Origin of the sequence: Mycolicibacterium novocastrense (assembly GCF_001570485.1) — a bacterium.
Taxonomy (GTDB): Bacteria; Actinomycetota; Actinomycetes; order Mycobacteriales; family Mycobacteriaceae; genus Mycobacterium; species Mycobacterium novocastrense.
Genome location: NZ_BCTA01000027.1, coordinates 1 through 13,292 on the forward strand (window position 1 = coordinate 1; position 13,292 = coordinate 13,292).

At 68.6% G+C, this 13,292-nt stretch carries 12 protein-coding genes; 4 read left to right on the top strand and 8 right to left on the bottom strand.

Annotated features, from left to right (window positions below; translation table 11 throughout):
* Nucleotides 1-258 precede the first annotated feature (258 nt).
* Nucleotides 259-741 carry a pullulanase gene (locus RMCN_RS10185; protein WP_067388854.1) on the top strand — a complete coding sequence of 161 codons (483 nt, stop codon included), beginning with the start codon at nt 259-261 and terminating at the stop codon, nt 739-741.
* Here RMCN_RS10185 and RMCN_RS10190 read toward each other — a convergent pair.
* Together RMCN_RS10190 and RMCN_RS10195 are read right to left on the bottom strand one after the other, a co-directional pair.
* On the bottom strand, nt 738-1,514 hold the full coding sequence (locus tag RMCN_RS10190) for a TIGR03084 family metal-binding protein (protein ID WP_067388962.1): 777 nt from the start codon (nt 1,512-1,514) through the stop codon (nt 738-740). The genes RMCN_RS10185 and RMCN_RS10190 overlap by 4 nt on opposite strands.
* A 10-nt stretch (nt 1,515-1,524) precedes the next feature.
* Nucleotides 1,525-2,808, bottom strand: a complete 1,284-nt coding sequence (locus RMCN_RS10195; RefSeq protein ID WP_067388856.1) for an MFS transporter — start codon at nt 2,806-2,808, stop codon at nt 1,525-1,527.
* Nucleotides 2,809-2,920: 112 nt separating this feature from the next.
* On the opposite strand from RMCN_RS10195, the gene RMCN_RS10200 reads away from it, so the two are divergent.
* Entirely contained in the window at nt 2,921-3,526 is a 606-nt protein-coding gene (locus RMCN_RS10200; protein WP_067388859.1) for a YqgE/AlgH family protein, read from the top strand.
* A 4-nt stretch (nt 3,527-3,530) separates the two neighbouring features.
* On the opposite strand, the gene RMCN_RS10205 is transcribed toward RMCN_RS10200, so the two are convergent.
* Nucleotides 3,531-3,884, bottom strand: coding sequence for a hypothetical protein (locus RMCN_RS10205; RefSeq protein WP_067388964.1), 354 nt, complete (start codon nt 3,882-3,884; stop codon nt 3,531-3,533).
* A gap of 80 nt (nt 3,885-3,964) precedes the next feature.
* A complete protein-coding gene (locus RMCN_RS10210) occupies nt 3,965-5,059 on the bottom strand; it encodes an LpqN/LpqT family lipoprotein (protein WP_067388862.1) in 1,095 nt (364 codons plus the stop codon).
* 177 nt (nt 5,060-5,236) lie between these two features.
* Between RMCN_RS10210 and leuS the strand changes: the two genes are divergently transcribed.
* On the top strand, nt 5,237-8,080 hold the full coding sequence (gene leuS / locus RMCN_RS10215) for a leucine--tRNA ligase (protein ID WP_067388864.1): 2,844 nt from the start codon (nt 5,237-5,239) through the stop codon (nt 8,078-8,080).
* Between the two features lie 79 nt (nt 8,081-8,159).
* Here the strand turns inward: leuS and RMCN_RS10220 are convergent, their stop codons facing one another.
* Nucleotides 8,160-8,828, bottom strand: coding sequence for an SDR family oxidoreductase (locus RMCN_RS10220; protein WP_067388866.1), 669 nt, complete (start codon nt 8,826-8,828; stop codon nt 8,160-8,162).
* Nucleotides 8,829-8,881: 53 nt separating this feature from the next.
* Here RMCN_RS10220 and ggh point away from each other — a divergent pair, with 53 nt between their 5' ends.
* A complete protein-coding gene (gene ggh, locus RMCN_RS10225) occupies nt 8,882-10,222 on the top strand; it encodes a glucosylglycerate hydrolase (protein ID WP_067388966.1) in 1,341 nt (446 codons plus the stop codon).
* Nucleotides 10,223-10,226: 4 nt separating this feature from the next.
* Here the strand turns inward: ggh and RMCN_RS10230 are convergent, their stop codons facing one another.
* The 3 genes from RMCN_RS10230 to RMCN_RS10240 form a co-directional block, all read right to left on the bottom strand.
* Entirely contained in the window at nt 10,227-10,673 is a 447-nt protein-coding gene (locus RMCN_RS10230; RefSeq protein WP_064346113.1) for a MarR family winged helix-turn-helix transcriptional regulator, read from the bottom strand.
* A gap of 77 nt (nt 10,674-10,750) precedes the next feature.
* The gene (locus tag RMCN_RS10235) at nt 10,751-11,494 is read right to left on the bottom strand and encodes an amino acid ABC transporter ATP-binding protein (protein WP_067388868.1); all 744 of its coding nucleotides are present in this window, start codon (nt 11,492-11,494) and stop codon (nt 10,751-10,753) included.
* Nucleotides 11,494-13,275, bottom strand: coding sequence for an ABC transporter substrate-binding protein/permease (locus RMCN_RS10240; RefSeq protein WP_067388870.1), 1,782 nt, complete (start codon nt 13,273-13,275; stop codon nt 11,494-11,496). Before RMCN_RS10240 ends, RMCN_RS10235 begins: the two co-directional genes overlap by 1 nt.
* Nucleotides 13,276-13,292: the final 17 nt, after the last annotated feature.

Here is a 13,292-nt window from a genome sequence, read left to right on the forward strand (position 1 = left end):
TGGCAGTACCTCAAGGAGTTGCGCCTCGACCGCGGCCCGCTGTCGCGCGAGGAGGCCGTCGAGGAATTGCTGGCGTGGTGGACCGCCCGGGGCGGACAGTAACCCCGCCGAACCCCGCCCGCCCAACCCCGCCCTCCCACCCCCGCGAGCGACCGCGTCTGCCCGCCGACACGCCGCCATCGCGCGTACAAGAGCGGTCGCTCGCGCGGGTTCAACGACCGATGGAACCCGCGGCCGGGCTGCTGCGTCCGATCAGGCATGGACTACTGCCTCGGTGACGGCGACGGCTCGGCGACGATCTGGTCCGCGACGCCCGATCTGGATGTCGACGGCGACGGCGCATTCGAGGCGGTCGGGCTCGACTTCGACGGCGACGGCCTGCTCGACGACGCGATGGCCGACCTCGACGACGATGGCATCGCCGACCATCTCGTGCGTGACCATGCCGGTGCCGCAACGCATTTCACTGATGACGGCAGCGGAACCTGGGCGGTCAGCGTCGAGCGGGGGCTGCGCTGGTTCGGCCTCGACGGGGTCGAGCGGTTCGGCGGCCCGCTGGTCGACCTCGACGCCGACGGCCAAGACGACAGCCTCGTCGACAACGATGGCGACGGGTTGGCCGATCGCGCCCTGGCCGGCGAAACCGCCTACGTCGACGCCGACGCCGACGGCACGTGGGACATCAAGCTCACCGACAGCGACGGCGACGGCCGCGCCGACTCGGCCGCCGAACTCAGTTAGCCGCGGCCAGACCCCGGCGGGCCCGCGAACGCCTGCGCGATGCTCAGCCATTGTTCGGCGTCCTCGCCGACCGCGTGCACATCGAGTTCCGAGCGCGGGCGCCGCTGGGTCACCAGCATGCAGAAGTCCTCCGCGGAACCGGACACCCGCTGCGCCGCGTCCTCCGGTCCCCACGACCACGTCGACCCGTCCGGCGCGCGCAACTCGACGTAAAACGGTTCGGCCGGCGGCGCCATGCCGTTGATCACGAACGCGAAATCGCGTGTGCGCACACCGATGTGAGCGATCGACCGCAGCCGCGCGGTGGGCTCTCTGCGCACACCGAGAGCGTCGGCGACATCGAGGCCGTGCGCCCACGTCTCCATCAACCGGGCCGTCGCCATCGACGCGGCGCTCATCGGCGGACCGAACCAGGGCAGCTTGCGGCCCTCGGCGACGGTCAGCAGCGCGTCGTGCAACCGGGACCGGGTCGCGCGCCACTCGGCAAGCAGGTCCGGCGGCGACATGGCGGCCAACTCCTCGGCGCCCGCATCGACGAAGCCGGTCGGGTTCTTGCCCGCCTCTTCGAGCAGGTCGGCGAAGGCGGCCTCGTCGGTGACGGCGGTCAGCGCGACGCGGTCGGTCCACAGCAGATGTGCGATCTGATGCGCGATGGTCCAGCCCTCGGCGGGAGTGGGTTCTGCCCAGCCCTCGGCGGGAAGGTCGGACACCAGGGCGTCCAGTTCGTCGCTCTCGGCGCGCAGGTCGGCCACCATCGGCGCGGCACCAGCCATGCCGGTCACCTTAACCCGGGGTCGGCGACTGTTTCGCGATTGTCGCGTGTGCGGCCAGACCGGCGAGATACACGCCGACGCCGGCCAACGCGAGCGCCGGTTGGCGTCCGTCCGGCGGAATCACACTTGCGCTCAACGCGATCGCCCCGATGAACGACATCCAGAACAGCGAGTCCTGCACGGTGAACACATGCCCGCGCAGGCCGTCGTCGACGTCAAGCTGCATGGCGTTGTCCGCGCACAGCTTGACCACCTGGCCCGCCATACCGAGCAGGAACCCGCAGGCCACCATCATCGCCAGCTGCAGCCCGGACCCGGCCAGCTGGACCAGCGCGGCGATCGCCAACGCGCCGTTGGCCGTGGCGTACCGGCCCCAGCGCCGAACCGCCACCGGCATGACCGCGGCGGCGATGAAGGCGCCCGTGCCGGTCGCCGCGACGAACAGCACCGCGGTGCCCAACCCGGCGACCTGCGCAGTGTCGGTGTGCCGCACCATCACCAGCACCAACAGGCTGTTGATCCCGAACACCATCCGATGCGCGGCCAGGCCCGCCAACGTCGCGGCCACGGCAGGTACCGCCGTCACGGTTCTGACCCCGTGCACCCAGCCGGTGGCGACCGCGTAGAGCACCGAGCCGTGTACCGCACGCGCGCTGTCGTCAGGTCCCAGCAGCCGCGGCGGAAAACGCCACGCCAACCACAGGGCCAGGGCCACCGGAGCGGCCACGATGAGGATGATGACCGCCGAACCGGCGTCGTCGGCGCCGAACAGCCAGCGCGGCAGCAGCATGAAGTTGGCGCCGAGGAACGCGGCGGCCGCGCCGGCCGCGATCGCAACGGAGTTCATCGCCGCCACTTGATCTCTGGGCACGACATGCGGCAGCGCCGCGGACAGCCCGGACGACACGAAACGGGTGAACCCGTTGACGATCAGCGCACAGCACAGGATCGCCAGATCTCCCGCTCCGGATTCGAGCAGCTGCGCGACGGCGAGCACCAGCACCAGGCGGCCGGCGTTCGCCGCGACCAGCACCAGCCGACGATCCCAGCGGTCGAGCAGCGCTCCGGCGAACGGACCCAACAGCGAGTAGGGCAGGAACAGCACCGCGAACGCGCCGGCGATCGCCCACGGTTCGGCGGCGCGCTGCGGATTGAACAAAATCGCGCCTGCCAACCCCGCCGAGAACAGCCCGTCGCCGAACTGGCTCACCAGGCGCAGTTCCAGCAGACGCCGAAACTCGGGCAGGCCACGCACCGACCGCCACACGGCGACGGGCGCGCGAAAATCGGCCAAGGGGGATCCCGTTCCTGATAAGCGGCGGATCGGACCGCACCCACAGTACAAATATCGCGGCGGCGTCGCGCTTGTCCGCCACGACGGGGGTTGCCGGTGCCATGATGGACGGGTGGCGCAGTCAGAGGACCCGGAGGATTTCATCGCCCCTGCCGCGCCTCGAGTGCGGGCGGGGACACTGCTCCTTGCCAACACAGACCTTCTGGAACCGACGTTTCGCCGCAGCGTCATCTACGTCGTGGAACACAACGACGGCGGCACCCTCGGCGTCGTGCTGAACCGGGCGAGCGAGACGGCGGTCTACAACGTATTGCCCCAGTGGGCCAAGCTGGCCGGCAAACCGAAGACCATGTTCATCGGCGGACCGGTCAAACGCGATGCGGCGCTGTGCCTCGCGACTCTGCGCGCGGGGATGGAGGCCACCGACTGTCCCGGTCTGCGCCATGTGCAGGGGCGGATGGTGATGGTCGATCTGGACGCCGATCCCGACTCGATCGCCCCGGTGGTCGAGGGCATCAGAATCTTCGCCGGCTACTCGGGCTGGACGATCGGCCAACTCGAAGGCGAGATCGAGCGCGACGACTGGATCGTGTTGTCCGCGCTGCCATCCGACGTTCTGGTCGAACCGAAGGTCGACCTCTGGTCGCGGGTGCTGCGCAGACAGCCACTCCCGCTGTCGTTGCTCGCGACGCATCCCATCGACGTCAGCCGCAACTAGCTCCTCAACTGCAGGACAGCGTGCAGGTGGCGCACGCGCCGCCGCAAGCATCTCCGGTGCTGCGTTCAGCGCCGGAAAGACGGGCGGCCATCTTCGCGCTCTGCCAGCATCCGGCCCCGACGGTTCCGAGCGCCCCGACCACGCAGACGATCAACACGACGATGGCCGTGCCGGGATCGGCCGCCAGTGCGACGGCACCGCCGGCGGCCAGCATCGCGGCGGCCGCCAGTTGGACCGGCGCCACCGAGCGCAACACGGTGCGCACGGGGTCCTCGGGATGTGGTCGGCGCAGCAGCCACCCGCCGACCGCGGCGATCGCGCCGGCAGCGCACAGGCAGAGCACCGCGGCGATGAGCATGGGCGACAGGATATCGAGACCCGTCGCCATCGACGAGTTGGGACGTCCCCCGGGCGCCAGGCTTCGCCCGGGGGACGGGCCTAACCCGGCAGGCCCGGCTGGGTTCCCAGCGCAGTTGCGCTCGGGATCCGCGGGGCGGCCGGCGCCGTCGCAGCTGACGGCGGATTCGACACCGGCGATGCCGCGCCGGGAGCGGCCGGGGCAGGGGCGCCGGGGGCTGCAGGCGCAGCGGGTGGTGCTGCGGCGGGCGCCCCGGGAACCGTGACCCGGAAACCGTTGACGATCGCGTCCGTGGCCTCCGCGGCCGGGACCACTTGGTCGACACTTGTGGTGACGGACAGCGACACCAGGTACTTGTCCGGCCCGGCCGTGGCGATGACGTGACGCCGCGAGGTGTTCAGCGTCATGTTGTTCTCGCGGTACGTGCCCTCGATCACCGCCGACGGCATGCCGCCGAACTCGGCCAGTGACGCATCGGTGGTGCGCCAGGCGGGCAGCTTCTGGCTGTCGATGAAGCCGTGGCTGATCGCCTCTTTGGGGTCGAACTCGCCGACCAGCTTGTACACCACGACCTGCGCATTCGACGTGTACAGCCCGTTGCCGCCGACGCGGTCCGCGATCACGGCGAAGGCATCGGGCACGTTCGGGTCGGGGACGTGCGACCAGCCGCGCGGCATCGGCAGCACGATGGTGAGCGCCTTGAATTCGCGGCTGTTCTGCGGCTCGAGTTTGACCCCCTTGTCGGCGAAGAACTCCGAGAGCGTGCCGGAGGTGGCGGGCGTGATCGTGGCGACCGGTGCCGGGGGCACGGGCTGGGCGGCCAGGCCCGGCGCCGTGGTACCGGCAGGGGCCGCCGCGGTTCCGGCGTGCGTCGCGGCCGTGCCGGCCGCAGGCGCTGCCCCTGCCGGAGTCGCAGTGCCCGCTGGGGCGGCCGCGCCGGCGGGGGTTCCCGCGGTGGCAGAAGTCACACCCGGTGTGGTCACACCCTGCTGAGTGAGGGCCGCAGCGTTCGGTGTGACGGTGACGGTCTGCGTGACGGTCGCCGGCGCGGGCGCAGGTGGTTGCGGAACGAGAGGTTCGGCCGATGCGGTCGTGCCCGCGAAGCCGAGGACGCCGGCGGTGGCGGCGGCCACACCTGCGGCCAGAACCCGCCAGCGAGGGGCGATCTCGATCATCTGCGTCGGTCCTTCCGAACTGCACGGGAAGAGGTCAGGCGCTGACTGTATCGACCGGCCAAGCACGGCGACCAGCGTCGGAATCGACCTGCAACCGTGTTCTGACATCCCCGCAATGCAACCGAGACCGACCCGTGGCCGAAGCATCGCGGATAGGCGTGCTTATACCCTGTTCACGTGACAGACGCGCCGACCACAGACACCCCGCAGCACCGCTACACCGCGGAGCTGGCCGGGCAGATCGAGCGCACCTGGCAGCAGCGGTGGGCGGACGCGGGGACCTTCCACGTGCCGAACCCCGTCGGGTCGCTGGCGCCCGCTGACGGTTCGCCGGTGCCCGAAGACAAGATGTTCGTGCTGGACATGTTCCCGTATCCGTCGGGTGAGGGTCTGCACGTCGGGCACCCGCTGGGTTACATCGCGACCGACGTCTACGCCAGGTACTTCCGGATGACCGGGCACAATGTGTTGCACGCCTTGGGTTTTGACGCGTTCGGCCTGCCCGCCGAGCAGTACGCGATCCAGACCGGGACGCATCCCCGAATCCGGACCGAGGCCAACATCGTCAACTTCAAGCGGCAGCTGGGCCGGCTGGGGTTCGGTCACGACTCGCGGCGCAGCTTCGCCACCACCGACGTCGACTACTACAAGTGGACGCAGTGGATCTTCCTGCAGATCTACAACGCGTGGTTCGACCCCGCCGTGCAGAAGGCCAGGCCGATTGCGGAGCTCGTCGAGGAGTTCGAGTCAGGGGCGCGCGACCTCGACGACGGCCGGGCGTGGTCAGACCTTTCGACGACCGAACGCGCCGACGTCATCGACTCCTACCGGCTGGTGTATCGGGCCGACTCGCTGGTGAACTGGTGTCCGGGATTGGGCACGGTACTGGCCAACGAGGAGGTCACCTCCGACGGCCGCAGCGAGCGCGGCAATTTCCCGGTGTTCCGTAAGCGCTTGCGGCAGTGGATGATGCGTATTACCGCCTACTCCGATCGCCTGCTCGACGACCTCGAACGGCTGGACTGGCCGGAGAAGGTCAAGACCATGCAGCGCAATTGGATCGGCCGGTCGACGGGGGCCTCTGTCCTTTTCGGCACCGATGCCGGGGACATCGAGGTGTTCACCACCCGGCCCGACACGTTGTTCGGCGCGACGTACATGGTGTTGGCGCCCGAACACGAACTGGTCGACAGGGTGGTGGCCGACCAGTGGCCCGCCGGTGTCGACGAGCGGTGGACGTACGGCGCTGCGACACCGGCCGAAGCGGTCGCCGCGTACCGGTCCGCGATCGCGGCGAAATCGGATCTGGAGCGTCAAGAGAACAAGATCAAAACCGGTGTGTTCGTCGGCGCGTACGCGACGAATCCCGCCAACGGTCAACAAGTTCCGATCTTCATCGCCGATTACGTGCTGCTCGGTTACGGCACCGGGGCCATCATGGCCGTTCCCGGACACGACCATCGCGACTGGGAATTCGCGACCGAGTTCGGCTTGCCGATCGTGGAAGTCGTTGCCGGAGGTGATGTCACGCAGGCCCCCTACGTCGGAGAAGGCCCGATCGTGAACTCCGACTACCTCAACGGGCTCAGTGTCGCGTCGGCCAAGGAGGCGATCACCACCCGGCTGGCGGCGCAGGGCCGCGCCCGTCCGCGCGTCGAATACAAGCTGAGAGACTGGCTTTTCGCGCGGCAGCGGTACTGGGGTGAGCCGTTCCCGATCGTGTACGACGAGGACGGTCGCGCGCACCCGCTGCCGGAATCGGCGCTGCCGGTGGAGTTGCCGGACGTACCGGACTATTCGCCGGTGCTGTTCGACCCCGACGACGCCGACAGCGAACCGTCACCGCCGCTGGGCAAGGCCACGGACTGGGTGAATGTCGAGTTGGATCTCGGCGACGGGCTCAAGCGCTACACCCGCGACACCAACGTGATGCCGCAGTGGGCGGCCAGCTCGTGGTACGAGCTGCGATACACCGACCCGTACAACACAGAGGAGTTGTGCGCCAAGGAGAACGAGGCGTACTGGATGGGGCCGCGGCCCATCGAACATGGCGCCGACGATCCGGGCGGTGTGGACCTGTACGTCGGCGGTGTCGAGCATGCTGTGCTGCACCTGTTGTACGCCCGGTTCTGGCACAAGGTGCTCTACGACCTCGGTCACGTCAGCTCCTCCGAGCCGTTCCGCCGGCTGGTGAACCAGGGATACATCCAGGCGTTCGCCTACACCGACTCCCGCGGCGCCTACGTTCCTGCCGCGGAAGTCGTTGAGCGGGACCAGAAGTTCTATTGGTCGGGTCCCGACGGAGAGGTCGAGGTCTTCCAGGAGTTCGGGAAGATCGGCAAGAGCCTGAAGAACTCGGTGTCGCCCGACGAGATCTGCGACAACTACGGTGCGGACACGCTTCGGGTGTACGAGATGTCGATGGGCCCGCTGGAGGCGTCGCGGCCGTGGGCCACCAAGGACGTCGTCGGCGCGCACCGGTTCCTGCAGCGGGTGTGGCGGCTGGTGGTCGACGAGGAGACCGGTGCGAACCGCGTCGCCGAACACGAGGCGATCGACGAGCCGACGCTGAAGTTGTTGCACCGCACCATCGCCGGAGTGACCGACGACTACACGAACCTGCGGAACAACACCGCGGCGGCCAAACTGATCGAGTACACGAACCACCTGACCAAGGAGGGGGTGACGGCGCGCGCGGCGTTGGAGCCGCTGGTGCTGATGGTCGCGCCGCTCGCCCCGCATCTGGCCGAGGAACTGTGGCGTCGGCTGGGCCACGACTCGTCGCTGGCGCACGGACCGTTCCCGGTGGCCGACCCGCAGTACCTCGTCGAGGACACCGTCGAGTACCCCGTGCAGGTCAACGGGAAGGTGCGCGGTCGTGTGACGGTCGCCGCGGACGCGGACGCCGACGCGCTGGAGGCCGCCGCGTTGGCCGACGAGAAGGTTCAGGCGTTCATCAACGGCGCGACCCCGAAGAAGGTCATCGTCGTGGCGGGCCGCCTCGTCAACATCGTCGTGTGACCCCCCGCCCCGCCGCTCGATTGTGATTCTGGCGACGGTTTGGGCGCTCTGAGCGTCGTCGGATTCACAAACGGCGGGGCTACTTGCGGGGGCGGACGACGACCTCGTGCACGTGGGCGTCCGGCGGGGTGTGCACCGCATCGGCGATCACCTTCGCCACACTCTCCGGGCTCAGGAACCGCGACGGGTCGTACTGGCCGCCCTCGTAGGCGACCAGCCCCTCCTGCATCTCCGTGGCGATGCGGCCCGGATACACCGACGTCACGCGCAGCGACGGCTCGTCTGCCCGCAGCGAGTCGGCGAACGACCGCAACGCGAACTTGCTCGCCGAATACGACGCCAATCCCGGCGACGCGTTGATTCCCGATCCCGAGTTCACAAACAGTACGTGTCCGCGCGCGGCGCGCAACGCAGGCAACAGTGCCAGCGTAAGGGCAACCGCGCCAATGACGTTGACCTCCATGGAGATACGCCACTCGTCGACGGTGGATTCGGCGACCCGGCCCGGAAACGCCACCCCGGCGTTGTGGATCAGCACGTCCAGCTCGACGATCGGCTCGACCGCGGCCTCGATTCCGGAAACGTCAGCCAGGTCGATCGGCCAAGTGGTCGCGCCGAACTGCGCGGCGACCTCGTCGAGCGCCGCCGACGGCCGCCCGGCCAGAAACAGGGTGTGGCTGTCGGCGAGCGCCGTGGCGATCGCCGTCCCGAGTCCCCGTGAGGCACCCGTGATCATCGCGGTCGGCATGTCGAAACCCTACCGATCTGCGATTCGCCGCGAAGCGTCGCATCATGGAACGGATGCCACCCGACCACAGCTTTGCTCCCACCCAGCTCGCGGCCCGCGCTGCGTACCTGCTGCGGGGTAACGACCTGGGCACCATGACCACGGCCGCGCCCCTGTTGTACCCGCACATGTGGAGCTGGGACGCGGCGTTCGTGGCGATCGGGCTGGCCCCGCTGAGCGTCGAGCGCGCCGTCGTCGAACTCGACACCCTGCTCAGCGCACAGTGGACCAACGGGATGATCCCGCACATCGTGTTCGCCAACGGCGTCGACGGTTATTTCCCGGGCCCGGCGCGCTGGGCCACATCCGCGCTGGCCGCGCACGCGCCGCGCAACCGGCACACGTCCGGCATCACCCAGCCGCCGGTGCACGCGATCGCCGTGCAGCGCATCCTCGATCACGCCCGCACCCGCGGCCGGTCCACCCGCGCCGTCGCCGAGGCGTTCCTGGACCGCCGCTGGTCCGACCTCGTCCACTGGCATCGCTGGCTCGCCGAGGCCCGCGACCCGAAGGAGCACGGCCGGGTCACGCTCTACCACGGCTGGGAGTCCGGTATGGACAACTCCCCACGCTGGGACAGCGCGTACGCCAACGTGATTCCGGGCAACGTGCCGGAGTACGAGCGCGAGGACAACACGATCGTCACCGACGCCACCCAACGTCCCTCCGACCTCGAGTACGACCGCTATCTCTGGTTGCTCGAGGAGATGAAGTCGGCGCGCTACGACGACGAATTGCTGCCCAAGGTCATGAGTTTCGCGGTCGAGGACGTGTTCGTCTCAGCCATCCTCGCGGTCGCCTGCGACGTGCTCGCCGAGATCGGCGAGGACTACGGCCGCCCACGCGCCGACGTGCGTGACCTCTACGCGTGGGGCCGGCGGTTCCGGGCCGGAGTCATCGACACCGCAGACGAAAGAACCGGCGCGGCAAGGGATTTCGATCTCAAGGCCGGCAAGTGGGTGGCCACCGAGACGGTCGCGCAGTTCGCCCCGTTGTTGTGCGGCGGCCTTCCGCACGACAAGGAACGCGCGCTGGTGAAACTGCTGGAGGGCCCGCGATTCTGCGCTCACCCCGACCTCAAGTACGCCTGTATCCCGTCCACCTCGCCGGTGTCGCGGGACTTCCGGCCGCGCGAATACTGGCGCGGGCCGGTCTGGCCGGTGATGACGTGGCTGTTCTCGTGGTGCTTCGCGCGCCGCGGCTGGGCAGAACGCGCGCGTCTGCTGCGCCAGGAGGGACTGCGCCAGGCCAGCGACGGAACCTTCGCCGAGTACTACGAACCCTTCACCGGCGAGCCGCTGGGCAGCATGCAGCAATCGTGGACGGCGGCCGCCGTCCTGGACTGGCTGGGTTAGCCCGCTATTCGGCCAGCCGCTCGAGCGGGTCGATGGCCTTGGTCAGCGTCTCAATGTCCTCCGGGCTCAACCGCGACAGCAGGCTGGCCAGATGCGCGCGACGAACCTCGAGCGCCTCCTGGTGCTGAGCCCGGCCCTCCGGGGTGATGTCGACGAGCACCGCGCGCAGGTCCGACGGGTCGCGGGAGCGTTTGACCAGGCCCAGCTTCTCCAATCGGCGGATCGCGACCGTCGTCGTGGGCGTGCGAACACGCTCGTGGGCGGCCAGATCCGTCATCCGCATCGGGCCCTGCTCCAGCAGCGTGAGCAGGATCGACAGCTGCGCCAACGTGAGGTCCCCCGCGTCGGTGCGGTTGGTGTCGCTGCGACGCAGCACGGAGAACACCCGGGACAGAACCCGCTGCAGCTCTCCTGACAGCTCCGCGACCTGCGGTTCGACGACTTCCGCCATAATTTCGGCAGTCTAACCTGTTAGCCGCTGCCATGATGCGTGACGGACGCGTTATTTCAAAGTCGTCGACGGCCCGGTCACAGCACCTGCGAGAGGAACCGCTGCAGGCGCTCGGTCTCGGCCGCGTCGAAGATCTGCTCGGGCGGTCCGGCCTCGACCACTTTGCCGTGATCCATGAACACCACGGCATCCGACGTCGACCGGGCGAAGCCCATCTCGTGCGTGACCACCACCATCGTCATGCCGTCGGCGCCGAGGTCGGCGATCAGCGCGAGGATGCCCTTCACCAACTCCGGGTCGAGCGCCGAGGTCGCCTCGTCGAAGAACATCACCTGCGGCGCCATCGCCAGCGCCCGCGCGATCGCCACTCGCTGCTGCTGTCCGCCGGACAGCGTTGTCGGCCGCACGTCGGCTTTGTTGCGCAGGCCGACGCGGTCCAGGTGTGCCAGCCCGAGCTCGCGGGCCTCGTCGGCGCTGAGTCGTTTGAGCTTGCGCGGGGCGAGTGTCACGTTGTCCAACACGCTGCGGTGCGGAAACAGGTTGAAGTTCTGAAAGACCATCCCGATGCGCTGGCGCAACTGGTCGGGATTGTCGGCGAGCACCGAACGACCGTCGAGCAGGATGTCGCCGCGGTCAGGCTCGTACAGCCGGTTCAAAGTCCGCAACAGCGTGGACTTGCCCGAACCCGACGGCCCGATCACCGCCGCGGTGGTGCCGGCGGGCACATCGATGTCCACGCCGCGCAGCACCGGGTTGGGGCCGAATGAAAGGTGGATGTCGTTGGCGCTCAACGACACAGGATCGAATCCCGACGCGCTCATCAGATCATCTCCTGAGACGTCGCCATCGGAAGCGGGTCCTCCTCGGAGGGTTTTCGCCCGCGTCGCAGCCGGTTGTCGATGTAGTTGACCAGATGCGTCAGCGGCACGGTCAGCAGGAGGTAGAAGAAGCCCGCGGCCACCAGCGGTGACAGGTTGCCGGTCTGCGCGTTCAGGTCGCGTCCGACCTGGAACAGCTCACGCTGATCGGCCACCAGCCCGAGGAAGTAGACCAGCGAGGAAGCTTTCAGCAGCGAGATGAACTGGTTCATCAGCGCCGGCAGCACCCGCCGCACACCCTGGGGTATCACGACCAACCGCATCGACGAGGTGTACGAAAAGCCCAGTGCGCGTGATGCTTCCATCTGCCCGGGTTCGACGCTTTGGATACCGGACCGGAAGATCTCCCCGACATAGGCGGCCGCCATCAAGCCCAGCGCCGCGATGCCCAGCGGGAACGGGTTGTTACCGGTCAACCCGCCCACGACCGGGCCCACTCCCAGGCCGATCAACAAGATGATGACCACCTCGGGCAGGCCGCGGAAGATGTCGGTGTACACCCGCGCCGGCCACCGCAGCCAGCGATGCCGCGAGATCCCGGCGACGGCCAACAGCATCCCCAGCACCAGCCCGATGACGGCTGCGCTGACGGTCAGGATCAACGTGTTCGGCAGGCCGGTCTTCAACAAGTCCGGAACCGCCTGCCGGTACAGGTCCCAGTTCAGGAACGAGTCCTTCAGTTGCGCCAGCGTCGATTTCGGCGCCGCGGGTCCGGTCGGGGCCTGCTGGTTCTCGGCGGCGATCGCGTTGAAGTCGGGCAGTTGGGGCGGTGGAGCCGCCTTGGAGCCCGGCTTCCACCCGGGCGGCAGCGCCCGCGGCACCCATTCCGAATACAGCCGCGCCCAGGTGCCGTCGGCGATCACGGCGTCGAGCCCGGAGTTCAGCGCGTCGATGAGCGGGCGGTTCTCGGTGGCCACCGCCCAGGCGATGAAATTGTCCAAGCTAAAGGTATTTTCGATGATCTCGGCCGGATCGCCGGGTTGCACGGTTCCCGACGCCTGCTGGGACGGGGCGACCCAGGCGTCGATCTGCCGGGTCTTCAGGCTCGCGTAGACGGTGTTGTAGTCGGGGTACTTGACCGGCTGCAGGCCCAGGGTGTCGATGACGTAGGACTCCTGCACGGTGCCTTGCACCACGCCGATGCGCTGTCCCGGGGCCAACTTGTCGAAACCGGTGATCGGCGAGCCGGTGGGCACGACCAGCGAGAAATAGCCGAAGTCGTAGCCGTTGGTGAAACCGACTGTGCGGCGGCGCTCCTCGGTCGTGGTGATCGATGAGGACCCGACGTCGAAGCGCCGCGCCGCCACCTGCGCCAGCAGCCCGGAGAACTCGGTGCCGACGAAGTTGATCCGCAGGCCCAGCTTGTCGGCGATCGCGCGCAGCACCTCGTTGTCGAAGCCGGTGAACTGACCCGCCGAGTTGATGCAGATGCTCGGCGGCGCGTCCGACAGGGTGCCGACGGTCAGCGTGCCGGGTTGGATCAGGCCCAACGCGTCGACGTTGACCGACGTGAGCGGCACCACGGAGGGGGTGGTGTACCGGTCCTCGTCGGGCCCGGAAGCCGCCGCGGCCAGGTTGGTCGGAAGGGCGCTGGCACTCTCGACGCCGGGAGGTGTGCACTGGTCCACGTTGGCGTGTGCGGGTGCGGCCAACCCGACACCGGACACCAGCACCGCGACGAGCGCCACCACCAAGATCTTGCCGAAGCGCGCGAACGGGGTCATCTGTGCAACGTATCGGT

Excerpts from the sequence above, each read along its gene's own strand:
- RMCN_RS10185 (WP_067388854.1), top strand. The coding sequence starts at position 259 with ATGGACTACTGCCTCGGTGACGGCGACGGCTCGGCGACGATCTGGTCC.
- RMCN_RS10190 (WP_067388962.1), bottom strand. The coding sequence starts at position 1,514 with ATGGCTGGTGCCGCGCCGATGGTGGCCGACCTGCGCGCCGAGAGCGAC.
- RMCN_RS10205 (WP_067388964.1), bottom strand. The coding sequence starts at position 3,884 with ATGCTCATCGCCGCGGTGCTCTGCCTGTGCGCTGCCGGCGCGATCGCC.
- RMCN_RS10210 (WP_067388862.1), bottom strand. The coding sequence starts at position 5,059 with ATGATCGAGATCGCCCCTCGCTGGCGGGTTCTGGCCGCAGGTGTGGCC.
- RMCN_RS10220 (WP_067388866.1), bottom strand. The coding sequence starts at position 8,828 with ATGCCGACCGCGATGATCACGGGTGCCTCACGGGGACTCGGGACGGCG.
- ggh (WP_067388966.1), top strand. The coding sequence starts at position 8,882 with ATGCCACCCGACCACAGCTTTGCTCCCACCCAGCTCGCGGCCCGCGCT.
- RMCN_RS10230 (WP_064346113.1), bottom strand. The coding sequence starts at position 10,673 with ATGGCGGAAGTCGTCGAACCGCAGGTCGCGGAGCTGTCAGGAGAGCTG.
- RMCN_RS10235 (WP_067388868.1), bottom strand. The coding sequence starts at position 11,494 with ATGAGCGCGTCGGGATTCGATCCTGTGTCGTTGAGCGCCAACGACATC.
- RMCN_RS10240 (WP_067388870.1), bottom strand. The coding sequence starts at position 13,275 with ATGACCCCGTTCGCGCGCTTCGGCAAGATCTTGGTGGTGGCGCTCGTC.